Origin of the sequence: Mangrovactinospora gilvigrisea (assembly GCF_001879105.1) — a bacterium.
GTDB lineage: Bacteria > Actinomycetota > Actinomycetes > Streptomycetales > Streptomycetaceae > Mangrovactinospora > Mangrovactinospora gilvigrisea.
The window spans coordinates 25,091-47,338 of sequence record NZ_MLCF01000008.1; the positions used below are offsets into that span (position 1 = coordinate 25,091).

23 protein-coding genes are annotated in these 22,248 nt (G+C 71.3%); 19 read left to right on the forward strand and 4 right to left on the reverse strand.

All coding sequences use genetic code 11. The annotated features are described in order from the left end of the window. Window positions 1-56: 56 nt before the first annotated feature. A complete protein-coding gene (locus tag BIV57_RS02740) occupies window positions 57-677 on the reverse strand; it encodes a rhomboid family intramembrane serine protease (protein ID WP_071654991.1) in 621 nt (206 codons plus the stop codon). A gap of 73 nt (window positions 678-750) precedes the next feature. Here BIV57_RS02740 and BIV57_RS02745 point away from each other — a divergent pair, with 73 nt between their 5' ends. The 6 genes from BIV57_RS02745 to BIV57_RS02770 all read left to right on the forward strand — a co-directional run bounded on the left by BIV57_RS02745 (window position 751) and on the right by BIV57_RS02770 (window position 6,206). Next, window positions 751-1,506, forward strand: coding sequence for a UbiX family flavin prenyltransferase (locus BIV57_RS02745; RefSeq protein ID WP_079169948.1), 756 nt, complete (start codon window positions 751-753; stop codon window positions 1,504-1,506). Between the two features lie 76 nt (window positions 1,507-1,582). Next, complete coding sequence (locus tag BIV57_RS02750; RefSeq protein WP_071654993.1) at window positions 1,583-2,053, forward strand: Lrp/AsnC family transcriptional regulator; 471 nt, start codon at window positions 1,583-1,585, stop codon at window positions 2,051-2,053. After that, window positions 2,050-3,033, forward strand: a complete 984-nt coding sequence (locus tag BIV57_RS02755; protein ID WP_245797394.1) for a threonine ammonia-lyase — start codon at window positions 2,050-2,052, stop codon at window positions 3,031-3,033. Before BIV57_RS02750 ends, BIV57_RS02755 begins: the two co-directional genes overlap by 4 nt. A 46-nt stretch (window positions 3,034-3,079) precedes the next feature. Continuing rightward, window positions 3,080-4,246, forward strand: coding sequence for an aminofutalosine synthase MqnE (gene mqnE / locus BIV57_RS02760; RefSeq protein WP_071654994.1), 1,167 nt, complete (start codon window positions 3,080-3,082; stop codon window positions 4,244-4,246). Window positions 4,247-4,260: 14 nt separating this feature from the next. After that, window positions 4,261-4,566, forward strand: coding sequence for a DUF4229 domain-containing protein (locus tag BIV57_RS02765; protein WP_265736975.1), 306 nt, complete (start codon window positions 4,261-4,263; stop codon window positions 4,564-4,566). A gap of 320 nt (window positions 4,567-4,886) precedes the next feature. Next, a complete protein-coding gene (locus BIV57_RS02770) occupies window positions 4,887-6,206 on the forward strand; it encodes a dicarboxylate/amino acid:cation symporter (protein ID WP_071654995.1) in 1,320 nt (439 codons plus the stop codon). 54 nt (window positions 6,207-6,260) lie between these two features. On the opposite strand, the gene BIV57_RS02775 is transcribed toward BIV57_RS02770, so the two are convergent. After that, window positions 6,261-6,851 (reverse strand): cysteine hydrolase family protein, encoded by a 591-nt coding sequence (locus BIV57_RS02775; protein WP_071654996.1) that lies wholly within the window; start codon window positions 6,849-6,851, stop codon window positions 6,261-6,263. 77 nt (window positions 6,852-6,928) lie between these two features. Here BIV57_RS02775 and BIV57_RS02780 point away from each other — a divergent pair, with 77 nt between their 5' ends. Next, window positions 6,929-7,918, forward strand: a complete 990-nt coding sequence (locus BIV57_RS02780) for a GlxA family transcriptional regulator (RefSeq protein WP_071654997.1) — start codon at window positions 6,929-6,931, stop codon at window positions 7,916-7,918. A 106-nt stretch (window positions 7,919-8,024) separates the two neighbouring features. Here the strand turns inward: BIV57_RS02780 and BIV57_RS02785 are convergent, their stop codons facing one another. Further along, a complete protein-coding gene (locus tag BIV57_RS02785) occupies window positions 8,025-8,228 on the reverse strand; it encodes a cold-shock protein (RefSeq protein WP_030620150.1) in 204 nt (67 codons plus the stop codon). A 309-nt stretch (window positions 8,229-8,537) separates the two neighbouring features. Here BIV57_RS02785 and BIV57_RS02790 point away from each other — a divergent pair, with 309 nt between their 5' ends. The 4 genes from BIV57_RS02790 to BIV57_RS02805 all read left to right on the forward strand — a co-directional run bounded on the left by BIV57_RS02790 (window position 8,538) and on the right by BIV57_RS02805 (window position 12,444). Further along, entirely contained in the window at window positions 8,538-9,467 is a 930-nt protein-coding gene (locus BIV57_RS02790; RefSeq protein WP_071654998.1) for a menaquinone biosynthetic enzyme MqnA/MqnD family protein, read from the forward strand. A gap of 41 nt (window positions 9,468-9,508) precedes the next feature. Further along, window positions 9,509-10,669 (forward strand): cyclic dehypoxanthinyl futalosine synthase, encoded by a 1,161-nt coding sequence (gene mqnC, locus BIV57_RS02795; RefSeq protein WP_071654999.1) that lies wholly within the window; start codon window positions 9,509-9,511, stop codon window positions 10,667-10,669. 189 nt (window positions 10,670-10,858) lie between these two features. Further along, window positions 10,859-11,617: an LAETG motif-containing sortase-dependent surface protein gene (locus tag BIV57_RS02800; RefSeq protein ID WP_071655000.1), complete on the forward strand. Its 759-nt coding sequence runs from the start codon at window positions 10,859-10,861 to the stop codon at window positions 11,615-11,617. A gap of 128 nt (window positions 11,618-11,745) precedes the next feature. After that, on the forward strand, window positions 11,746-12,444 hold the full coding sequence (locus BIV57_RS02805; RefSeq protein WP_071655001.1) for a demethylmenaquinone methyltransferase: 699 nt from the start codon (window positions 11,746-11,748) through the stop codon (window positions 12,442-12,444). On the opposite strand, the gene BIV57_RS02810 is transcribed toward BIV57_RS02805, so the two are convergent. Continuing rightward, the gene (locus BIV57_RS02810) at window positions 12,417-13,370 is read right to left on the reverse strand and encodes a GntR family transcriptional regulator (protein WP_071655002.1); all 954 of its coding nucleotides are present in this window, start codon (window positions 13,368-13,370) and stop codon (window positions 12,417-12,419) included. The two genes, BIV57_RS02805 and BIV57_RS02810, sit on opposite strands and share 28 nt — an antisense overlap. Window positions 13,371-13,565: 195 nt before the next feature. Between BIV57_RS02810 and BIV57_RS02815 the strand changes: the two genes are divergently transcribed. The 8 genes from BIV57_RS02815 to nuoF all read left to right on the forward strand — a co-directional run bounded on the left by BIV57_RS02815 (window position 13,566) and on the right by nuoF (window position 22,207). Next, window positions 13,566-15,143, forward strand: coding sequence for an MFS transporter (locus tag BIV57_RS02815; RefSeq protein WP_071655003.1), 1,578 nt, complete (start codon window positions 13,566-13,568; stop codon window positions 15,141-15,143). 155 nt (window positions 15,144-15,298) lie between these two features. Next, a complete protein-coding gene (locus tag BIV57_RS02820; RefSeq protein WP_071655004.1) occupies window positions 15,299-16,603 on the forward strand; it encodes a geranylgeranyl reductase family protein in 1,305 nt (434 codons plus the stop codon). 484 nt (window positions 16,604-17,087) lie between these two features. Next, window positions 17,088-17,447 carry an NADH-quinone oxidoreductase subunit A gene (locus BIV57_RS02825; RefSeq protein ID WP_071655005.1) on the forward strand — a complete coding sequence of 120 codons (360 nt, stop codon included), beginning with the start codon at window positions 17,088-17,090 and terminating at the stop codon, window positions 17,445-17,447. A 21-nt stretch (window positions 17,448-17,468) separates the two neighbouring features. Beyond that, entirely contained in the window at window positions 17,469-18,077 is a 609-nt protein-coding gene (locus BIV57_RS02830) for a NuoB/complex I 20 kDa subunit family protein (RefSeq protein ID WP_071655006.1), read from the forward strand. A 56-nt stretch (window positions 18,078-18,133) separates the two neighbouring features. After that, window positions 18,134-18,817 (forward strand): NADH-quinone oxidoreductase subunit C, encoded by a 684-nt coding sequence (locus tag BIV57_RS02835; protein WP_245797395.1) that lies wholly within the window; start codon window positions 18,134-18,136, stop codon window positions 18,815-18,817. After that, window positions 18,814-20,151 carry an NADH-quinone oxidoreductase subunit D gene (locus BIV57_RS02840; protein WP_071655008.1) on the forward strand — a complete coding sequence of 446 codons (1,338 nt, stop codon included), beginning with the start codon at window positions 18,814-18,816 and terminating at the stop codon, window positions 20,149-20,151. The genes BIV57_RS02835 and BIV57_RS02840 overlap by 4 nt, the downstream gene beginning before the upstream one ends. Next, entirely contained in the window at window positions 20,148-20,867 is a 720-nt protein-coding gene (gene nuoE, locus BIV57_RS02845) for an NADH-quinone oxidoreductase subunit NuoE (RefSeq protein WP_071655009.1), read from the forward strand. The genes BIV57_RS02840 and nuoE overlap by 4 nt, the downstream gene beginning before the upstream one ends. Beyond that, window positions 20,864-22,207: an NADH-quinone oxidoreductase subunit NuoF gene (gene nuoF, locus BIV57_RS02850; RefSeq protein ID WP_071655010.1), complete on the forward strand. Its 1,344-nt coding sequence runs from the start codon at window positions 20,864-20,866 to the stop codon at window positions 22,205-22,207. The genes nuoE and nuoF overlap by 4 nt, the downstream gene beginning before the upstream one ends. Window positions 22,208-22,248: the final 41 nt, after the last annotated feature.

Genomic DNA, 22,248 nt, shown 5'->3' on the forward strand with positions numbered 1-22,248 from the left:
GCTCCGCCCCGGCACCCCACCTGGGGCGCCGGGGCGGAGGAGGCAACGGGCGGGGCTCAGGCGGCGGGAGCCGGAGCGGCCTTCGGCTCGCGGCGGCGCCGGAACAGGAACGCGGCGAGCAGCCCGCCGACCGCGCCGAACAGGTGCGCCTGCCAGGAGACGCCCTGCTGCTGGGGCAGCACGCCCCACAGCAGCGTGCCGTACACGGCGAAGATCCCCAGCCCCAGTGCGATGTCCCACAGCTTGCGGTCGAAGATGCCGCGCACCAGCAGGAACGCCAGCAGGCCCATGATCACGCCGCTGGCCCCGAACGTCACCGAGTTCGACGGGCTGATGAACCACACGCCCAGCCCCGAGACCGTCGCCACGGTGAACGTCACCGCCAGCAGCTTCACCAGCCCGCGCAGCGCCACCAGGAACCCGAAGATCAGCAGCGGGAGGCTGTTGCCGATCAGGTGGTCCCACGAGCCGTGGAAGAACGGCGCGGTGTAGATGTCCTGGATGTCGCCCAGATCGCGCGGCCGGATGCCGTACTGGGAGGACAGCTGGTCATGGCCCTTGCTGAGGTAGTTGACGCCCTCGATCGCCCAGAGCACCGCCAGCCACAGCACCATCACGATCGTCGCCGGTATCGCGTTCAGGAAGAACCACGAGCTTGCGCTTCGCCTGCCGGCCATGGAATGACCCCTCCCAGCGTCGTCGGCGTCGTCCGCCGCCGCTCTCCAGACGTCCAGCGTATAAGTTGACCGGATGAGTCGGACAGCACATGAGGCAGACCGTGACGGAACCCGTACCCCGCACGGTTCCGCCGCGGGGCCGCGCCGCCCTTGGGTGGTCGGCGTCTCCGGCGCGTCCGGCACCCCCTACGCCGCGTCCGTGCTGCGCGCCCTGCTGCGCGCCGGACGCCCCGTCGACCTCGTCATCAGCCGCGCCGCCCGCCTCACCCTGCTGGACGAGACCGGCATCCGGCTGCGCGACGCGCACTGGCGGCAGGACGTCGCCGACTGGCTGGCCGTCAACCCCGGCACCGGCAAGCCCGATCCGGCGCTCGCCGACGGCGTCCCCGCCGACGACCCCGAGCTGCTGCACTACTGGCCGGCCGGCGACCTCGCCGCCGGCCCCTCCAGTGGCAGCTACCCCGCCCGCGGCATGATCGTGGCGCCGGCCTCCGCCGCCTCCGTCGCCGGAATGGCCCTCGGCCTCTCGAAGGATCTGCTGCAGCGCGCCGCCTCCGTCACCCTCAAGGAGCGCCGGCCCCTCGTTGTGGTGGTCCGCGAGACCCCGCTCTCCGGCCCGGTGCTCCGCCAGCTCGCCGAACTCGACGCCGCCGGCGCCGTTATCGTCCCCGCCGCGCCCGGCTTCTACGCCGGCCCGGCCACCGTCCTGGACCTCGTCGACTTCGTCGCCGGACGCGCCCTGGAGGCCGCCGGCGTCGCCGACGCGCCCGCCCTCTACCGCCGCTGGACGGGCGAACTGGGGGCCGCCAGGCGGAACACCTCCGCCTGATGTGGTGAGATTTTCCGGGAACCCCATGACCATCCACGCCCCTGTCCGCCTTCTACCGGGAGGAACGCCGCACGCCATGGACGCCGTCGACCACCAGCTGATCCAGGCCCTCCGGGAGAACGGCCGGGCCTCGTACGCCGAGCTGGGCCGGCTCGTCGGCCTCTCCGGGCCGAGCGTCACCGACCGCATCAACCGGCTGGAGCAGGCCGGGGTGATCGCCGGCTACCGCGCCATCGTCAGCCCCGCCGCCCTCGGCCTGGGCGTCACCGCCCTGATCGGCGTCCAGCTCACCGACACCGCCGACCACGACGTGGTGGCCGGCAACCTCTCCGCGCTGGACGAGATCGAGGACTGCTGGTTCATCGCCGGCGACGACTCCTACATGGTCAAGGTCCGGGTCGCCGACATCGACGGGCTGGAGCACGTCGTCAGCCGCATCAGCCGCGTCGCCAAGGTCTCGCGCACCCGTACTACCGTGGTCCTCTCCACCAAGTGGGAGAACCGGGTCGGCCGGCTCCCCGGTGGCCCGGAGGAGGACGACGAGTGACGACCGAGCCCGAACCCCAGCTGGTCACCCCCGGCGACATCGAGGCCGCGGCCCGCCGGATCGACGGCGTAGCCGTCCGCACCCCGCTGATGCCCTGCCCCTGGGCGGACACCGAGGACGCCCGGCTGCTGCTGAAGCCCGAATCGCTGCAGCCCACCGGCGCGTTCAAGATCCGTGGCGCCTACAACGCCGTCGCCCGGCTCACCCCCGGGGCCCGCGCCCGCGGCATCGTCGCCTCCTCCAGCGGCAACCACGCCCAGGCCATCGCCTACTCGGCGGCCCTGCTGGGCACCAAGGCCGTCATCGTGATGCCGGACACCGCCGCCCAGGTGAAGATCGACGCGACCCGCGGCTACGGCGCGGAGGTGGTACTCGTCCCCAAGACCGAACGCGAGGAGGTGCCCCGCGAGCTGGCCCGCGAGCACGGCTACGTCCTCGTCCCGCCCTTCGACCACCCCGATGTGATCGCCGGTCAGGGCACCGTCGGCCGCGAGATCATGGCCGACGCGCCGGACGCCGACGTCGTCCTGGTGCCGGTGAGCGGCGGCGGGCTGATCTCCGGCACCGCCGTCGCCGTCAAGGCCGCCAACCCCGACGCCGTGGTCATCGGCGTGGAGCCGGAGCTGGCCGCCGACGCCGCCGACTCCTTCACCCGCGGCGCGCGCACCGCCTGGGACCCCGAGCTCACCTACCGCACCATCGCCGACGGCCTGCGCGTCCAGCAGGTCGGCGCGCTCACCTGGCCGCACATCGCGCGCTTCGTGGACGCCTTCGTCACCGTCACCGAGGACGAGATCCGCGACACCATGCGGGTGCTCGCCACCCGCGCCCGGCTGGTCGCCGAGCCCTCCGGGGCCGTGGCGGCCGCCGCCTACCTGCACCACCGCGACCGGCTCCCGGCCGATGCGCGCACCCATGTCGCGGTGGTCTCCGGCGGCAACGCCGACCCGGCGCTCCTCGCCGCGGTGCTGGGCGCGTAGTCTCTTCTCGGATCGACGCATATCGCTCAAGGAGGGTGACGGACGCATGGACGCTGGGCTCAAGCGCGAGCTGGAGGCGAAGGTCCACGCCGGTGAGCGGCTGACCTACGAGGACGGTGTGGCCCTCTACGAGGCCGACGACCTGGCCTGGCTCGGCGGGCTCGCCCACCATGTGCGGACGCAGAAGAACGGCGACGCCGTCTACTTCAACGTCAACCGCCACCTCAACATGACGAACGTGTGCAGCGCCTCCTGCGCGTACTGCTCCTTCCAGCGCAAGCCCGGCGAGAAGGACGCCTACACGATGCGCATCGAGGAGGCGGTGAAGCTCGCCAAGGCGATGGAGAACGACAACCTCACCGAGCTGCACATCGTCAACGGCCTGCACCCCACCCTCCCGTGGCGCTACTACCCGCGGTCGCTGCGGGCGCTGAAGGAGGCCCTGCCGGCGAACGTCTCGCTGAAGGCCTTCACCGCCACCGAGATCCACTGGTTCGAGAAGATCTCCGGCATGCCCGCCTCCGAGATCCTCGACGAGCTGATCGACGCCGGCCTGGAGTCCCTCACCGGCGGCGGCGCGGAGATCTTCGACTGGGAGATCCGCCAGCAGATCGTCGACCACGACACCCACTGGGAGGACTGGTCGCGCATCCACCGGCTGGCCCACTCCAAGGGGCTGAAGACGCCGTCGACGATGCTCTACGGGCACATCGAGGAGCGCCGGCACCGCGTCGACCACGTGCTGCGGCTGCGCGAGCTGCAGGACGAGACCGGCGGCTTCCAGGTCTTCATCCCGCTGCGATACCAGCACGACTTCGTGGACATGAAGGACGGCAAGATCCGCAACAAGCTCCAGGCGCGCACCACCATGGCGTCCGGGGCGGAGGCGCTGCGCACCTTCGCGGTCTCCCGGCTGCTCTTCGACAACGTCCCGCACGTGAAGTGCTTCTGGGTGATGCACGGCCTGTCGACCACTCAGCTCGCGCTCAACCACGGCGCGGACGACATGGACGGCTCGGTCGTCGAGTACAAGATCACCCATGACGCGGACCAGTACGGGACCCCGAACAAGATGTCCCGGGACATGCTGCTGGACGTGATCCGCGACGCGGGCTTCCGTCCGATCGAGCGGAACACCCGCTACGAGATCGTCCGCGAGTACGACGGCCCGGACCCGGCGCGCCGGGACGAGCCCCAGTCGATGACCTTCTGAAAGGCTTCCACGGCGTGAACAAGAAGCACGCGACCCTCCGCTACACCTCGATGCGGATCAGCATCTTCCTGGCCTGCTTCCTGGTGCTGTGGCTGCTCGCCTACACCGGGGTGCTGCCGATCACCGGCTCGTCCGGCGCGGTGTTCGTGCTGCTGCTGGCCGCGGTGATCAGCGCGCCGCTGAGCTATGTGCTGCTCAGCAAGCAGCGGGACGCGATGAGCGAGCAGGTCGTCGGCGGCATCAGGACGGCCCGCAAGAAGTTCGACGCGTCCGCCTCCGCCGAGGACTCGGTGGACGAGGAAGCGGCCGCGCGCGGCTGAGCCCGCGGTCCGCGGGCGGGTGCGTCGTCGGTCACTCGCGCGGTGCCGCCGGCTGGAGCGCCGCGGGGCACTGATACGATCATCCGCATGCATATCGCAGGCGCCTCCACCCACGCGATGAGCCTCCGGCTCATCGCGCGCCTGCACGTCGACCTGTGTCGGCGCATCAGCGCGTCCTGTTGAGGAAGCCCATCCCTCCAGGAACGTCCCTGTCTCACCCCTTTCGAGTGATGCCGGACGGCTGACGCGCCGCGCCCTCCCCTGTTGCGCTGCCCGTGATCCGTTGCATCCTCGTCCACCCTGCAACGGAGCTTGTCCCCGTGTTCTCCACCACTTGGCGCGCCGTGCGCCGGACGCCCTTCTGGGCGCAGATCATCGGCGGCCTCGTCCTCGGCATCGCGCTGGGCCTCGTCGCCCGCTCCGGTGACGTGGCCTGGCTCTCCGCCACCCTGGAGAAGATCGGCTCGATCTTCGTCGGGCTGCTCTTCCTCGCCGTTCCGCCGCTGGTCTTCACCGCGATCGTCACCAGCATCGCCAACCTGCGGAACGTCACCAACGCGGCCCGCCTGGCGGCCCGCACCCTGCTGTGGTTCATGGTGACCTCGCTGATCGCGGTGGTCATCGGGATGGCCATCGGCCTGATCACCCACCCGGGCTCGGGCGGCGGCTTCGACACCGCGCACGCGGCGAAGCCCGACCACGCCGGCTCCTGGCTGGACTTCCTCACCGGGATCATCCCCACCAACATCGTCACCTCCTTCTCCGAGGTGAACGTCCTTCAGATCGTCTTCCTCGCCGTGGTGGTGGGCATCGCCGCGGTGAAGACCGGCGCCAAGGCCGAGCCGTTCCTGAAGCTCAACGAGTCGGTGCTGGCCATCGTCCAGAAGGGGCTGTGGTGGATCATCCGCCTGGCGCCGCTGGGCACCCTCGGCCTGATCGGCAAGTCCGTCTCGCAGTACGGCTGGGACCTGCTGAAGCCGCTCGCCACCTTCACCGCCGACGTCTACATCGGCTGCGCGCTGGTGCTGTTCGGCGTCTACCCGCTGCTGCTGGCGCTCTTCGCGCGGGTCAGCCCGGTGCAGTTCTTCCGCGGCGTGTGGCCGGCCACCCAGCTGGCCTTCGTCTCCCGCTCGTCGGTCGGGACGATGCCGCTGACCCAGCGGGTCACCGAGCGGATGGGCGTGCCGCGCGAGTACGCCTCCTTCGCGGTGCCGTTCGGCGCCACCACCAAGATGGACGGCTGCGCCGCGATCTACCCGGCGCTGGCGTCGATCTTCGTCGCCGAGGCGTTCGGCGTGCACCTGGGGATCAAGGACTACCTGCTGATCGCCTTCGTCTCGGTGATCGGCTCGGCGGCGACGGCCGGCCTCACCGGCGCCATCGTCATGCTGACGCTGACCCTCTCCACCCTGGGCCTCCCGCTGGCGGGCGTCGGCCTGCTGCTGGCCATCGACCCGATCCTGGACATGATGCGCACCGCGACCAACGTCACCGGGCAGGCCGTGATCCCGATCCTGGTCGCGGCGAAGGAGAAGATCCTGGACCGCGAGCAGTTCGCCAGGGCGCACACGCTGCCGCTGTGGGAGGAGGAGGCGCCCGAGGCGGTGGAGGCCCCGGAGCGCGAGGCCGTGCCGGCCTGATCTCCCGCTCCCGCATGCGCCGCCCCGTTCCGACGGGGCGGCGCATTGCCGTGTCTAGGAGAGCGCCTCCGCGGTGGGGACGACGAGGCCGTAGAGGTCGGCGACGGTGGCCAGCGCGGAGTGGTGCAGCTGCGCGGCGGTGACCTCGGCGACGGCGGTGCCCAGCGGGCGGGTGGCGCAGGCGTCGGCGACGACGGTGGGGCGGTCGCCGCGCAGGAACGCGCCCTGGGCGGTGAAGGCGACGCACATGTGCGTCATGAACCCGGCGAGCACCAGGTCCTTGCGGCCGGCGGCGTCGACCAGCTCGCCGAGGTCGGTGCCGCGGAAGGAGTCGGGGGCCTGCTTGACGACGACGCGCTCGCCCTCGATCGGGGCGACCCGGTCGTGGATCGCGCCGCTCTCGCCGCGGATGTCGTAGTGGCTGCCGGCTCCGCCGTCGTGCTGGACGTGGATGACCGGGGTGCCCGCGGCGCGCGCCCGGGCGAGCAGCGCGGCGGCGGAGTCGAGGGCGGCGTCCCAGCCGTCCAGCTCCAGCGGGCCGCGGGTGTAGGTGTTCTGCAGGTCGATCAGGACGAGCACGGAGTCGGCGAGCGGCGCCGGGGTGCGGTCCAGGTTGCTGAGGTCGCGCAGGGTGGTGGATGCCATGCGTGCCACGCTAGGTGCGATCATCGGACGGCAGCAATGTCGGGCAACTTGCAGATTCGGACATGGAGGGCGCGGGGATGGCGGAGCACGAGCGGCTGGTCGCGGTGCTGCTCTTCGAGGGCGTGGACCTGCTGGACGTCACCGGTCCGCCGGAGGTCTTCGCGCTGCTGCGGCGCGAGCTCGGCGACGCGGCGGCCTGCCGGGTGGTGCTGGTGGCGGCCGCCGACGGGCCGGTGCGGACGGGCGCGGGGGTGCGGGTGCTGCCGGACCTGACGTTCGCGCAGGCGGCACGGCTGCGGATCGACACGCTGCTGGTGCCGGGGGCGGTGGAGCCGGATCCGGAGCGGCGGGTGCGGGCGGTGGCCGACCCCGAGGTGGTGCGCTGGGTGCGGCGGCTGGCCGGGCGGTCGCGGCGGGTGGCGTCGGTGTGCGTGGGCTCGCACCTGCTGGCGGCGGCGGGGCTGCTGGACGGGAAGCGGGCCACCACGCACTGGTCGACGGCGCGTCAGCTGGCGGAGGAGCATCCCGCGGTGCGGGTGGACGCGGACCCGATCTTCATCCGGGACGGCGAGGTGTGGACGGGCGCGGGCATCACCGCGTGCCTGGACCTGTCGCTGGCGCTGGTCGCGGAGGACTTCGGGGAGGCGGTGGCGCTGCGGGTGGCCCGCCAGCTGGTGATGTACCTGAAGCGGCCGGGCGGCCAGAGCCAGTTCAGCGTCCCGCTGGAGCCGGTGTCGACGACCCGGCGGATGGACGCGCTGCGCCACCACGTGGCGGAGCACCTCGCGGAGCGGCTCACCGTCCCGGAGCTGGCCCGCGTCGCGCACCTGAGCGAGCGCCAGCTGGCCCGGGTCTTCCGCACCGAGCTCGGCACGACGCCGGCGGCGTACATCGAGTCCGCCCGGGTGGAGGCGGCCCGCAACCGCCTGGAGACCACCGACGCCACCCTCGACCGCATCGCCGCCGCCTGCGGCTTCGGCACCGTCGACACCCTCATCCGGGCCTTCCGCCGCACCCTGGACACCACTCCCACCGACTACCGCACCCGCTTCCGCGCCACCGCGTGACGGCGGTCCGGAGGGCGAAAAGGGCAGGAGGCCCCGGCAGCCGCTCGGCTGCCGGGGCCTCCTTGGGTACTGCTTGAGTGCTTGTGAAAGCGCTCTACTTACGCCGTCAGGCCGGGGTGACGTTCTCGGCCTGCGGGCCCTTCGGGCCCTGCGTCACGTCGAACGTGACGGTCTGGTTCTCCTCGAGCGAGCGGAAACCCGAGGCATTGATGGCGCTGTAGTGCACGAAGACGTCGGGGCCGCCGCCGTCCTGGGCGATGAATCCGAAGCCCTTTTCAGCGTTGAACCACTTGACGGTCCCGGTAGCCATAACCTGCTCCTCTAAAGGGACGATGAGGGATCCACACCTTATGGAGCCCTTCCGTTCCGGCTTGATCGCCCCGCTGTCGAAGCCCCCCGAGGGGTCCCGAAATGACAAAAGACCTGCGGTCAGCTGCTCCGCAGGCCGTCGTCAGTACTGCATGGGAAACCAAACTGCAACGCCGCCGAGCGTAGCACGGGGGGACCCGCATGGCCACGATTCTTTGCGGCGGCTTCGCCGGCCTACCGGGACGTGGGGAAAGGCCCGGTCCCGGGGGTCGCGGCGGTTCGGCGGGCTGCCGGGGATACTCTGCCGGATGTGGACATTACGCCGTCAGCACAGCCGCACCCGTCCGCCGCCGGCAGCGCGATCCGCCGCCCCAGGGTCGGGCACATCCAGTTCCTCAACTGCCTTCCCCTCTACTGGGGCCTCGCGCGGACCGGGACGCTCCTGGACATCGAGACCACCCGGGCCACCCCCGACCGGCTCAACGAGCTGCTGGTCGACGGCGAGCTGGACGTCGGCCCGATCTCCGTCATGGAGTACCTGCGCAACGCCGAGGACCTCATCGTCCTCCCGGACATCGCGGTGGCCGCCGACGGCCCGGTGATGTCCGTCCTGATCGTCAGCCAGGTGCCGCTGGAGGAGCTGGACGGCCGCACCGTCGCCATGGGCTCGGAGAGCCGCACCGGGGTGCGCCTCGCCCGGCTGCTGCTGCACGAGCGCTACGGCGTCCGCCCCTCCTACTACCGCTGCCCGCCCGACCTGCGCCGGATGATGAAGGACGCGGACGCCGCCGTCGTGATCGGCGACGTCGCGCTGCGCGCCGCGCTGGGCGAGGCGCAGGAGCTGGGCCTGTACGTCTACGACCTCGCCGAGCTGTGGAAGGAGTGGACCGGGCTGCCGTTCGTCTTCGCGGTCTTCGCCGCCCGCCGGGCCTACGTCGAGGAGCACCCCGAGGTGGTCGCCGCCCTGCACCGCGACTTCCTCGCCTCCCGCGACCTGTCGCTGGAGGAGATCGACAAGGTGTGCGAGCACGCCGCCCGCTGGGAGCCGTTCGGGGCGCCCGCGTTCCACCGCTACTACACGGAGGCGCTCGACTTCTCGCTGGGCGAGCGGCATCTGCAGGGGCTGAAGGAGTTCGCCCGCCGGGTCGGACACTCGGACGGGCTCGCGGCCGGCTTCCCCGCCGAGGTGGCGGTGCGGCTGCTGGACGGCGACCACGGCGGCGGCGTGCCCGCCGCGTAGGGTTGGGACGTCGGCGAGATACGAGGCGGGAAGGTTTTCCGATGGAGCTTCAGGGCGTGCTGGACCGGGCCGCGGACGGCGGCCGCATCACCGCCGAGGAGGCGCTGGCCCTGTACCGGGACGCCCCGCTGCACGCGCTCGGCGCCGCCGCGGACGCGGTGCGCCGCCGCCGCTACGCGGGCACCGAGCACATCGCCACGTACATCATCGAGCGCAACATCAACTACACGAACGTGTGCGTCACGGCGTGCAAGTTCTGCGCCTTCTACCGCGCCCCCAAGCACGCCGAGGGCTGGGAGCGCGACCTCGACGACATCTTGCGCCGCTGCGCCGAGACGGTGGAGCTGGGCGGCACCCAGATCATGTTCCAGGGCGGCCACCACCCCGACTACGGCGTGGAGTACTACGAGCGGTCCTTCGGCGCGATCAAGGAGCGCTTCCCCGAGCTGGTGATCCACTCGCTGGGCGCCTCCGAGGTGCAGCACATGGCGAAGGTCTCGGGGGTGTCGATCGAGGAGGCCATCGAGCGGATCCACGCCGCCGGGCTGGACTCCTTCGCCGGCGCCGGCGCCGAGCTGCTGCCGGCCCGGCCGCGCACGGTGATCGCCCCGCTGAAGGAGTCCGGCGAGCGCTGGCTGGAGATCATGGAGACCGCGCACGGCCTGGGCGTGGAGTCGACCTCGACGATGCTGATGGGCACGGGGGAGACCAACGCCGAGCGGATCGAGCACCTGCGGATGATCCGCGACGTGCAGGACCGCACCGGCGGGTTCCGCGCCTTCATCCCGTACACCTACCAGCCGCAGAACAACCATCTGAAGGGCCGCACCCAGGCGACGCTCTTCGAGTACCTGCGGATGATCGCGATCGCGCGGCTCTTCCTCGACAACGTCGCGCACATCCAGGGCTCCTGGCTGACCACCGGCAAGGACGTCGGCCAGCTGTCGCTGCACTACGGCGCGGACGACCTGGGCTCGGTGATGCTGGAGGAGAACGTGGTCTCCTCGGCGGGCGCGCGGCACCGCTCGAACCTGCTGGAGCTGATCCACCTGATCCGCTCGGCGGGCCGGGTGCCGGCGCAGCGCGCGACGACGTACGAGCACCTCGCGGTGCACGAGGACCCGGCGGACGACCCGGTGGACGACCGCGTGGTCTCGCACCTGTCGTCCACGGCGCTGGAGCTGACGCCGGTTCAGAGCTGAGGCTCGCGTTCCGTTTGTGGCGATTGTGCGCGGTTGTGTAACAGCTGCGTTTGAGGGGCCGATTGGGCTCCCCAGAGGCTGCCCCTTGTGCTTATGATCCGTTTATTCGTGACACGGGGGGCAGGCGCGTACAGAGGCGCCGCCGTTGCGGGTGAGTCCCCCGTCGCCCGGGGGAAGGCCCGATCACTCGTGAAGCGTTCCAATCTCAAGAAGCTCGCCGCCGCTGCCGCTGTTGCCGGCGCGATGGGTGTGGCCCAGCTCGCCACCGCCGGCTCGGCGTTCGCCGATGACGGCGTCGACCTGACGGTGATGCTGCCGCAGCTCATCACCGTCGACGGCAACACCGGCACGGTGCTGCACGGCTTCGACGTCAGCTACGGCAACAACGGCTACGGCAACGGCTCCACCGCCCACAACGTGAAGATGACGCTGACCGCGCAGTCCAACGTCAACTTCGGCCGGCCGACGGCGAAGGAGGCCCCCGGCTGGACGGTGGCGTCCTACAGCAAGAAGCAGGTCGTGCTGACGATGGCGCAGCTCGGCCCGACCAAGAGCCTGGGCGACGTCGCCTTCCCGGCCTGGTTCTCCGGCAAGTCCCAGAAGGTCAGCGTCTCCATCACCTCCACCGAGACGGACACGTACCCGCAGAACAACACCAAGTCGGGCACGTACACCTACGACATCGGCAAGCCCACCACCAAGCCGACCCCGCCGCCCACGGGCAAGCCCACCACCAAGCCGACCGGCAAGCCCACCGCGCAGCCGACCGGCTCCACCTCCTCCTCCCCGGCGCCCGTGCCGAGCTCCAACGGGGGCAAGACCGGTCCGGGCCTGGCGGAGACCGGTGCCGACTCCAACACCCCGCTGATCGCCGGCGGCGCCGGCGCGCTGGTCGTGCTGGGCGGCGGCCTCGCGTACTTCGCGGCGCGCCGTCGCCGCACGAACTGACGTACAGACGCGGAGTTCCGCCGCCCGGTGCGCTGCTGCGCGCCGGGCGGCGGCTTCGTTTGCGGTCGCTCGCGCAGTTCCCCGCGCCCCCTGCGGGGGCGCCGGGGGCGGTGCGCGACAATGGCCGGGTGAGCCGAGCCAGTCTGGAGAAGCAGCCGCAGGATGTCGCCCGGATGTTCGACGGGATCGCCGAGCGGTACGACCTGATCAACGACGTGGTGTCGGCGGGGCAGACCCGCCAGTGGCGGCGCGCCGTGGAGCGGGCGGTGGACGCCGGCCCCGGCGACCGCGTGCTCGACCTCGCGGCCGGCACCGGCACCTCCTCGCTCCCCTTCGCCGCGGCCGGCGCGCAGGTGGTCTCCTGCGACTTCTCGCTCGGCATGCTCCAGGCGGGGCGGAAGCGCAATCCGTCGCTGCCCTTCGTCGCCGGCGACGGCACCCGACTGCCCTTCGCCGACGGCGTCTTCGACGCCGCGACGATCTCCTTCGGGCTGCGCAACGTCGTCGACACCGGCGCCGCGCTCGCCGAGATGCGGCGCGTGGTGCGCCCCGGCGGGCGGCTGGTGGTCTGCGAGTTCTCCACCCCGGTGTGGGGGCCCTTCCGCACCGTGTACCAGGAGTACCTGATGGAGGCCCTGCCGCGGATCGCCGGGGCGATCGGCAAGCAGGGCGACTCCTACGTCTACCTCGCGGAGTCGATCCGCGACTGGCCGGACCAGGCCGGCCTCGCCGCGCTGATCCAGGACGCCGGATGGACGCGCGTCGCCTGGCGCAATCTGACGGGCGGGATCGTCGCCCTTCACCGCGGCTTCCGCGCGGACGCCTGACCCTTCCGACGGCGGTTCAGCAGCGGCTCCAGGCCGTCGAGATAGCGCTCCAGGCTGAACCGGTAGAAGCTGTCCAGCGTGAGGTCGAGGTCGGGGGCGGCCATCTGGACGAGCGCGGTGAGGCCGTGCTCCTTCATGATCTTTTCGTACTCGGCGCCGTGCGCCTCGGTGTAGGCATCGGCGTCCTGGCCGGTGAGGTCGCGCAGCTCGATCTCGGCCTCCAGGTCGACGGCGAAGCCGCGGGTGAGGCCGGAGACGGTGATGGCGATCAGCGCGGCCGTCTCGATGTCCAGGTGGTACCCGGCGAGGGCGCGCATGCCCCAGTCGGTGACGGCCATGCCGCGGGGGGCGGGGGTGGGGCGCGCGAACGACGTCACCTGCGCCATCCACGGGTGGCGGTGGTAGGCGTCCCACTGGACGCGGGAGAAGGCGGTGAGGGCCTCCCGCCAGTCGGCGGGCGGGGGTTCGGGTAGCGGCATCTCCGCGTAGCAGGCGTCGGACATCTCCGCGATGAGTTGCTCCTTGGTGGGGATGTGCCGGTAGAGGGACATCGTCGCCACGTCGAGCTCGCCGGCGACCCGGCGCATGGTGAGGTTCTTCAGGCCCTCGGTGTCGGCGAGGCGGATCGCGGCCTCGACGATGCGCTCCCGGGAGAGGTCGCGCGCGGGCTGCGCGGTGGGTTGCGGCTCGGTCCGCGTCGGCGGCCGCCGCCGCTGCGGCTCGGCGACGACGGTGCCGCGGCCCGGCCGGGCGATGACGAGCCCCTCCTCGCGCAGCGTGCTGAGCACCTTGGTGGCGGTGGCCATGGCGATGTCGTGGGTGCGGACGAGCGCGCGGGTGGAGGGGACGGGGTCGCCGGCCTTCAGCTCGCCCCGGGTGATGCGCTGCCGCAGCTCCTCGGCGATGCGCTCGGACGGTGTCGTCATAACCGGTCCTCTCTCCGTAGTGCACTAGTGCGCTCGCCCAGTATGGCAGGCGCCTGCCCTGGTCGCACTACTGCTGCCGCACTAGTGCACTGGGGGGTTAACCCCCTTATTCTTGCAGGGTGTTGCGATCAAGTCGATAGTGCGCTTACGTTGTACGCGTCGCAAGGAACGCCGTACGCACCCCAAGGGGGAACCATGTCTCAGCACGCCGCTCCGGCGCCGCGCGCCGGCCGGAAGGAGTGGACCGGCCTGACGGTCCTGCTGCTGCCGCTGCTGCTCGTCTCGATGGACGTCTCCGTCCTCTACTTCGCGGTCCCGTTCATCAGCCGCGATCTGCAGCCGTCCGCGACCCAGCAGCTGTGGATCATGGACATGTACGGGTTCGTGCTCGCCGGGCTCGTCCTCACCATGGGGGCGATCGGCGACCGGATCGGCCGCCGCCGGCTTCTGATGGTCGGCGCGGTGGCGTTCGGCGCCGCGTCCGTCGGGGCCGCCTACTCTGGCAGCGCCGAGATGCTCATCGTGATGCGGGCGCTGCTCGGCATCGGCGGCGCCACCCTGATGCCGTCCACCATCGCGCTGGTGCGCAACATGTTCCACGACGCCAAGCAGCGCGCCACCGCCATCGCCATCTGGACGGGCGCGATGACGGGCGGCATCGCCCTCGGCCCGGTCCTCTCCGGCCTGCTGCTGGAGCACTTCTGGTGGGGCTCGGTCTTCCTGATCAACCTGCCCGCGATGGCCGTGCTGCTGCTCCTCGTCCCGGTGTTCGTCCCGGAGTTCAAGAACCCGCGGGAGGGGAGGTTCGACCTGCCCGGCTCGGTGCTCTCGCTCGGCGCGGTGCTGCCGGCGATGTTCGGGATCAAGCGCGGCGCGGCGGACGGGTTCGACGCGCCGGCCTGGGCCGCGATCGCGGTGGGCGTGGTGGTCGGCGCGCTGTTCGTATGGCGGCAGCGGACGGCCGCGCACCCGATGGTCAACCGCGAGGTGCTGCGCGGACGCGGCTTCCGCGCCGGGCTGAGCGTCAACACCGTGGCGATGTTCGCGATGATCGGGTACGTCCTCTACACCACCCAGTACCTGCAACTGGTGCTCGGCTACAGCCCCTTCAAGGCGGCGATGTGGGCGGTGCTGCCGAGCGTGGTGGTCGGCGCGGCGGCGCCGATGGCGGCGCAGGTGGCCCGGCGGTTCGGCCGCTCGGCGACGATCGCCGGCGGGTTCGTGCTCGGCGCGGTCGGCTACGGGCTGATGATGCTGGTGCAGGCGGACAGCCCGCTGTGGATGGCGCTGGTCTTCATCACCGTCCCGTCGGTCGGGATCATCGGGGTCGCCACCCAGGTGATGGACCTGTCGCTGGCCGAGGTGGCCCCGGAGCGGGCGGGCATCGCCGGCGCGCTGATGGAGACCGGCCAGGAGTTCGGCGGGGCGCTGGGGATGGCGCTGCTCGGCTCGCTCGGGACGGCGGTCTACCGCGGCCGGATCGACGCGCACACCCCCGCGGGGCTGGACGCGGCGGCGCGGCACGGCGTGCACGAGACGCTGCCCGACGCGCTGGCGGTGGCCGCGCACCTGCCGGGACGGCTGGCGGCGGAGGTGACGACCGCGGCGCGGCAGGCGTTCATGTCGGGCATGCACGTCGCCTCGCTGGGCGCCGTGACGGCGATGCTGCTGGGCGCGGTGCTGACGGTGACGCTGCTGCGCAGGCACGAGAAGCGGACGGCGGACGCTCCCGTGGTGGACGCGGGCGAGCCGGTCGCGGTGGCGCGGCACTGAGGTCGGAGCACGGATCTTCGCCGAGGGGCGCGGGGTTCGCTGCCGAGTGACGGTTCGCCGTTCTCACTCGCGCGGTTCCCCGCGCCCCTTCGGGGCGCCGTGCGGGCCGCTGCCTAGACTTGGGGTCGACTGTCCGCCAACAATCTGGAGTCAGCGTGACCCAGCCCGATGACCGAACTGCCGCTCGCCTCGACGACCGGAGTGCCGACGTCATCGTCGTCGGCGCGGGCCCGGGCGGGTCGGCCACCGCCTACCACCTGGCGCAGGCCGGGCTGGATGTGCTGCTGCTGGAGAAGACCGCCTTCCCGCGGGAGAAGGTGTGCGGCGACGGTCTGACCCCACGGGCCGTCAAGTCGCTCGTCGCGATGGGCGTCGACACCTCCCGCGAGGCCGGCTGGCTGCCCAACAAGGGCCTGCGGATCATCGGCGGCGGGATCCGGCTGGAGCTGCCCTGGCCCGAGCTGGCCAGCTACCCCTCGCACGGACTGGTCCGCAAGCGGCTGGACTTCGACGAGACCCTGGCCCGCCAGGCCGAGAAGGCCGGCGCCCGCCTCCACGAGCGGTGCAACGTCACCGACCCGATCATCGACGACCGCACCGGGCGGATCGTCGGCGTGAAGGCGAAGGAGGGCGAGGAGAAGACGCCGGTGGAGTTCCGCGCCCCGCTGGTGGTGGCCGCGGACGGCAACTCCACCCGGCTGTCGGTGGCGATGGGCCTGCACCGGATGGAGTCGCGCCCGATGGGCGTGGCGGTGCGGACGTACTTCACCTCGCCGCGCCACGACGACGACTACCTGGAGTCCTGGCTGGAGCTGTGGGACCGCCGGGGCGGCCGCAACGACCTGCTGCCCGGCTACGGCTGGATCTTCGGCATGGGCGACGGAACCTCCAACGTCGGCCTGGGGCTGCTCAACACCACCAAGGCGTACAAGGACATCGACTACCGCGGGCTGCTCCGCGCCTGGTGCGAGAACATGCCGGCGGAGTGGGGCTACACCGAGGAGAACCAGGTCGGCCCGGTGCGCGGGGCGGCGCTGCCGATGGCCTTCAACCGCAAGCCGCACTACACCCGCGGGCTGCTGCTGGTCGGCGACGCGGGCGGGCTCGTCAACCCGTTCAACGGCGAGGGCATCGCCTATGCGATGGAATCCGGCGAGATCGCGGCCGGGGTGGTCGCGCAGGCGCTGCGCCGGCCGACCGCGCACGGGCGGGAGTTGGCGCTGCGGCGCTACCCGCAGGTGCTGAAGGACACCTACGGCGGCTACTACCAGCTGGGTCGCGCGTTCGTGAAGCTGATCGGGAACCCGGCGGTGATGCGGCTGGCGGCGCAGCGGGGGCTGACGCACCCGATGCTGATGCGGTTCACGCTGAAGCTGCTGGCGAATCTGACGGATCCGACGGGCGGTGACGCGATGGACCGCGTCATCAACGCGCTCACCAAGGTGACGCCCCGCGCATAGTGGCGGCTCGCGCGGTGAGTTGACACCGCCCCTCCGCCCCGGCACCCCGCCCCGGACGCTCCGCGTCCGACCGGGGTGCCGGGGCGGTTTTTCTTTGCCGTCTTTGCATGCCCTTTGAGCTGCGCTTTTACCACATCGGACGGCTACTGATCAACTTTGCGCCGGACGGCGGGATCTGATAATGGAACAGATCGTTCCGGCCTTCAATCCGGTCATGCGCACGGCGAGTTGATCAACGAGTGGTGATCATCCGGTGACTCCTCGGCGATCAACGCGTCGTCAAACCCTTGATCGCGTGGCCTAGATCACAAACTTCCGCCGAGAACCCGTGTCGCAGATCACAGCCGAGCGGGCATAGGATGCACGAGATCGGGGCTTGTGAACCTCATCACATGCTCACAAGCTCTTTGCCCTACCGACAGATTGGCCGCTCAGCGGGACAGCCCGTGGGCCGCGGCAGAAGGAGAAGGAGGCGCACACAGAGGTGAACTCCTATGTGCCCATCCTCGTGCTCGGTGTGCTCGCAGCCGGCTTCGCCGTCGTGACGGTGGTGTCGGCCGCCCTCACCGGGCCGAAGCGCTACAACCGCGCCAAGCTCGACCCCTACGAGTGCGGCATCGAAGCGAGTCCGCAGCCCGCGGGCGGCGGGCGCTTCCCGATCAAGTACTACCTCACGGCGATGCTGTTCATCGTCTTCGACATCGAGATCGTCTTCCTCTACCCGTGGGCCGTCAGCTTCGACGCCCTGGGGGTCTTCGGCCTCGTCGAGATGCTGCTCTTCATCGCCACCGTCTTCGTCGCGTACGCCTACGTCTGGCGGCGCGGCGGCCTGGAATGGGACTGACCTAGGGGGCGTCACAAAGCAATGGGCATCGAGGAGAAGCTCCCCAGCGGAGTCCTGCTCACATCGGTGGAGAAGTTCGCCGGCTGGGCCCGGAAGAGCTCCGTCTTCCCCGCCACCTTCGGGCTCGCGTGCTGCGCCATCGAGATGATGACCACCGGGGCCGGCCGCTACGACCTGGCGCGGTTCGGCATGGAGGTGTTCCGCGCCTCCCCGCGGCAGGCCGATCTGATGATCGTCGCGGGCCGCGTCAGCCAGAAGATGGCCCCCGTCCTCCGCCAGGTCTACGACCAGATGGCCAACCCCAAGTGGGTGCTGTCGATGGGCGTCTGCGCCTCGTCCGGCGGCATGTTCAACAACTACGCCATCGTCCAGGGCGTCGACCACATCGTTCCCGTCGACATCTACCTGCCGGGCTGCCCGCCGCGGCCCGAGATGCTCATCGACGCGATCCTCGAACTGCACAAGAAGATCAAGGTCGAGCCGCTGGGCCCGGACCGCGCCAAGGTGCGTCGCGCGGTCGAGGAGGCCGCCATGGCGGCCGTCCCCACCCTGCAGATGAGCCCCACCACCCCGCGCCGCGAACTGCCCCTGGTCTCCCAGGAGGAGAAGGAAGAAGAGGTGTCCCGGTGAGCGACGATCGGCAGGCGCAGGACGGCGCCGCCGCCGAGCAGACCGAGGAGGGCGCCGTGCCCGCGGCGCGCACCGGCCCGGGCGAGGTCGTCGGCCGGCGCCGCGGCATGTTCGGCGCGCACGGCAGCGGCGACACCTCCGGCTACGGCGGGCTGCGGCGCGTCGTCCGGTTCCCCGGCGAGGCCCGGCGGCCGTACGGCAGTTACTTCGACGAGATCGCCGACGAGTTGGACGGCGCCCTGGAGGAGCAGGGCCTCGACTACGACGCCGCCGTGGAGCAGGTGGTCGTCGACCGGGGCGAGATGACGATGCACGTCCGGCGCGAGCACCTGCCCCGCGTCGCCCGCACCCTGCGCGACGACCCCGCGCTCCGCTTCGAGCTGTGCCTCGGCGTCAGCGGGGTGCACTTCCCGGAGGACACCGGCCGCGAGCTGCACGCCGTCTACCAGCTGCGGTCGCTGACGCACCGCCGGCTGCTGCGGCTGGAGACCACCGCGCCCGACGCCGATCCGCACCTGCCCTCGCTCGTCGCCGTCTACCCCACCAACGACTGGCACGAGCGCGAGACCTACGACTTCTTCGGGATCGTCTTCGACGGCCACCCGGCACTCGCACGGATCATGATGCCCGACGACTGGGTGGGCCACCCCCAGCGCAAGGACTACCCCCTCGGCGGCATCCCCGTGGAGTACAAGGGCGCCCAGATCCCCTCGCCCGACCAGCGGAGGGCCTACTCGTGACTTCCACCGACGAAACGCAGTCCGCAGAGTTCCGCGAGACCACCGAGGGCCGCGTCTACACCGTCACCGGCGGCGACTGGGACGAGCTGGTGCAGGCCGTGGGCCGCGCCGACGACGAGCGGATCGTCGTCAACATGGGCCCCCAGCACCCCTCCACGCACGGCGTGCTGCGGCTCATCCTGGAGATCGACGGCGAGACCGTCACCCAGGCCCGCTGCGGCATCGGCTATCTGCACACCGGCATCGAGAAGAACCTCGAGTACCGCACCTGGGTGCAGGGCACCACGTTCGTGACGCGGATGGACTACCTGACGCCGTTCTTCAACGAGACGGCGTACTGCATGGCCGTGGAGAAGCTGCTCGGCATCGAGGACGACATCCCCGAGCGCGCCGACGTGCTGCGGGTGATGCTGATGGAGCTGAACCGCATCTCCTCGCACATGGTCTTCATCGCCACCGGCGGCATGGAGATCGGCTCCACCACCCTGATGATCTACGGCTTCCGGGACCGCGAACTGATCCTGGACATCTACGAGTTGATCACCGGGCTGCGGATGAACCACGCCTACATCCGGCCCGGCGGCGTCGCCCAGGACATCCCGCCCGGCGCCATCGCCCACGTCCGCGAGGCGATGCGCACCCTCAAGAAGCGGATGCCCGAGTACGACGCGCTGGGCACCGACAACACCGTGGTGCGCGCCCGCCTCAAGGGCGTCGGCCGGCTCGACCTGGCCGGCTGCATGGCGCTCGGCGTCACCGGACCGATCCTGCGCTCCACGGGCCTGCCCAACGACCTGCGCAAGACCGACCCGTACTGCGGCTACGAGACGTACGACTTCGACGTCCCGGTCGCCGACACCATGGACTCCTTCGGCCGGCTGCAGATCCGCGTCGCCGAGATCCACCAGTCCATCCGGATCGTCGAGCAGTGCCTGGAGCGCCTGGAGAAGCCCGGCCCGGTGATGGTCGCCGACAAGAAGGTGGCCTGGCCCAGCCAACTGAAGCTGGACGCCGACGGGATGGGCAACTCCCTGGAGCACATCAAGAACATCATGGGCACCTCCATGGAGGCCCTGATCCACCACTTCAAGCTGGTCACCGAGGGCTTCCGGGTGCCGCCCGGGCAGGCCTACGCGGCCGTGGAGTCGGCCAAGGGGGAGCTGGGCGTGCACGTCGTCAGCGACGGCGGCACCCGCCCCTACCGGGTGCACTTCCGCGACCCGTCGTTCACCAACCTGCAGGCCATGGCCGCGATGTGCGAGGGCGCCCAGGTCGCCGACGTCATCGTCGCCGTCGCCAGCATCGACCCGGTGATGGGAGGCGTCGACCGATGACCGCCGAAACGTCCGGGACGGCACCCGAGCAGGCCCCCGTGATGCTCGGGATCCCGTCCGCCCCCGCCCCCGACTTCCCGCCCGAGGTGCGCGCCCGGCTCGACCGCGACGCGGAGTCCGTCCTCGCCCGCTACCCGCAGCGCCGCTCGGCGCTCCTCCCGCTGCTCCACCTGGCGCAGTCCGAGGAGGGCTATGTGACGCCCACCGGCGTCAAGTTCGCCGCCGAGCACGCCGGCGTCTCCACCGCCGAGGCCACCGCGGTGGCCACCTTCTACACCATGTACCGGCGCAAGCCCTCCGGCGACTACCAGGTCGGGGTCTGCACCAACACACTCTGCGCGGTGATGGGCGGCGACGCCATCTTCGACGCGCTCCGCGAGCACCTGGGCGTCGGCAACGGCGAGACCACCGAGGACGGCAAGGTCACGCTGGAGCACATCGAGTGCAACGCGGCCTGCGACTACGCCCCCGTGCTGACGGTCAACTGGGAGTTCTTCGACAACCAGACGGTGGAGAGCGCCAAAGCGCTGGTCGACGCGCTGCGCGCCGGCGAGGAGGTGTCCCCGACGCGGGGCGCCCCGCTCTGCACCTTCACCGACACCGCCCGGATCCTCGCCGGCTTCCCCGACCCGCGCCCCGGCGCGGTCGAGGCCGGCGGCAGCGGCGGAGCTCCGTCGCTCACCGGGCTCAAGGCCGCAAAGGGGGAGCAGGCATGACGTCACCTCAGGCGCCCCAGTCGGCCGACGGGCTGCTGCGCCCCGTCCTCAGCGAGTGCTGGGACAGCCCGCAGTCCTGGACGCTCGCCACCTACCGGCGCTTCGGCGGCTACCGCGGCCTGCCCAAGGCGCTGGCCATGCCGCCGGACGACGTCATCGCCCTGGTGAAGGACTCCGGCCTGCGCGGCCGCGGCGGCGCCGGCTTCCCCACCGGCATGAAGTGGCAGTTCATCCCGCAGGGCGACGGCAAGCCGCACTACCTCGTCGTCAACGCCGACGAGTCGGAGCCCGGCACCTGCAAGGACATGCCGCTGCTCTACGCCAACCCGCTCTCGCTGATCGAGGGGATGGCGATCGCCGCCTACGCGATCCGCTGCAGCCACGCCTTCATCTACCTCCGCGGCGAGACGGTGCCGGTGCTGCGCCGCCTGCACCACGCCGTGCAGGAGGCGTACGAGGCGGGCTACCTCGGCGAGAACATCCTCGGCTCCGGCTTCGACCTGGACATCACCGTCCACGCCGGCGCCGGCGCCTACATCTGCGGCGAGGAGACGGCCCTCCTCGACTCGCTGGAGGGACGCCGCGGCCAGCCCCGGCTGCGCCCGCCGTTCCCCGCGCTCGAGGGCCTGTACGCCTGCCCCACCGTGGTGAACAACGTCGAGTCGGTCGCCTCGGTTCCCGGCATCCTCGCCAACGGCAAGGAGTGGTTCCGCGGCTTCGGCAGCGAGAAGTCCGCCGGGCACGGCCTCTTCTCGCTCTCCGGGCACGTGGTGCGCCCCGGCCAGTACGAGGGCGGGCTCGGCATCACGCTGCGCCAGCTGCTGGAGAAGGCGGGCGGGATCCGCCCCGGGCACCGGCTGAAGTTCTGGACGCCCGGCGGCTCCTCCACCCCGATGCTCACCGAGGAGCACCTGGACGCCCCGCTGGACTTCGAGGGCATGGCCGGGCTGGGCACCATGCTCGGCACCCGCGCCCTGCAGATCTTCGACGAGACGGTCTGCGTGGTGCGGGCCGTCACGCGGTGGACGGAGTTCTACGCCCACGAGTCGTGCGGAAAGTGCACGCCCTGCCGGGAGGGCACCTACTGGCTCGTCCAGCTGCTGAGGGACCTGGAGGCCGGCAAGGGCCGGATGGCGGACCTCGAGAAGCTCGACGACATCTGCGACAACATCTTCGGGAAGGCGTTCTGCGCGCTCGGGGACGGCGCGACGGCGCCGATCACCTCCTCGCTGCAGCACTTCCGCGACGAGTACGAGGCGCACATCACCGGCCGCGGCTGCCCGTTCGACCCCGCGGCATCGACGGTGTGGGCGGACGAACCATCGGGAGCGGCCGGATGAGCGCCTCGGGGCCGATCCACTCACCCGCGCCCACGCGGCGG

Excerpts from the sequence above, each read along its gene's own strand:
- BIV57_RS02815 (WP_071655003.1), top strand. The coding sequence starts at position 13,566 with ATGTCTCAGCACGCCGCTCCGGCGCCGCGCGCCGGCCGGAAGGAGTGG.
- BIV57_RS02830 (WP_071655006.1), top strand. The coding sequence starts at position 17,469 with ATGGGCATCGAGGAGAAGCTCCCCAGCGGAGTCCTGCTCACATCGGTG.
- BIV57_RS02740 (WP_071654991.1), bottom strand. The coding sequence starts at position 677 with ATGGCCGGCAGGCGAAGCGCAAGCTCGTGGTTCTTCCTGAACGCGATA.
- BIV57_RS02745 (WP_079169948.1), top strand. The coding sequence starts at position 751 with ATGAGTCGGACAGCACATGAGGCAGACCGTGACGGAACCCGTACCCCG.
- mqnE (WP_071654994.1), top strand. The coding sequence starts at position 3,080 with ATGGACGCTGGGCTCAAGCGCGAGCTGGAGGCGAAGGTCCACGCCGGT.
- BIV57_RS02810 (WP_071655002.1), bottom strand. The coding sequence starts at position 13,370 with ATGACGACACCGTCCGAGCGCATCGCCGAGGAGCTGCGGCAGCGCATC.
- BIV57_RS02750 (WP_071654993.1), top strand. The coding sequence starts at position 1,583 with ATGGACGCCGTCGACCACCAGCTGATCCAGGCCCTCCGGGAGAACGGC.
- nuoE (WP_071655009.1), top strand. The coding sequence starts at position 20,148 with ATGACCGCCGAAACGTCCGGGACGGCACCCGAGCAGGCCCCCGTGATG.
- BIV57_RS02775 (WP_071654996.1), bottom strand. The coding sequence starts at position 6,851 with ATGGCATCCACCACCCTGCGCGACCTCAGCAACCTGGACCGCACCCCG.
- nuoF (WP_071655010.1), top strand. The coding sequence starts at position 20,864 with ATGACGTCACCTCAGGCGCCCCAGTCGGCCGACGGGCTGCTGCGCCCC.
- BIV57_RS02785 (WP_030620150.1), bottom strand. The coding sequence starts at position 8,228 with ATGGCTACCGGGACCGTCAAGTGGTTCAACGCTGAAAAGGGCTTCGGA.
- mqnC (WP_071654999.1), top strand. The coding sequence starts at position 9,509 with ATGGAGCTTCAGGGCGTGCTGGACCGGGCCGCGGACGGCGGCCGCATC.
- BIV57_RS02780 (WP_071654997.1), top strand. The coding sequence starts at position 6,929 with ATGGCGGAGCACGAGCGGCTGGTCGCGGTGCTGCTCTTCGAGGGCGTG.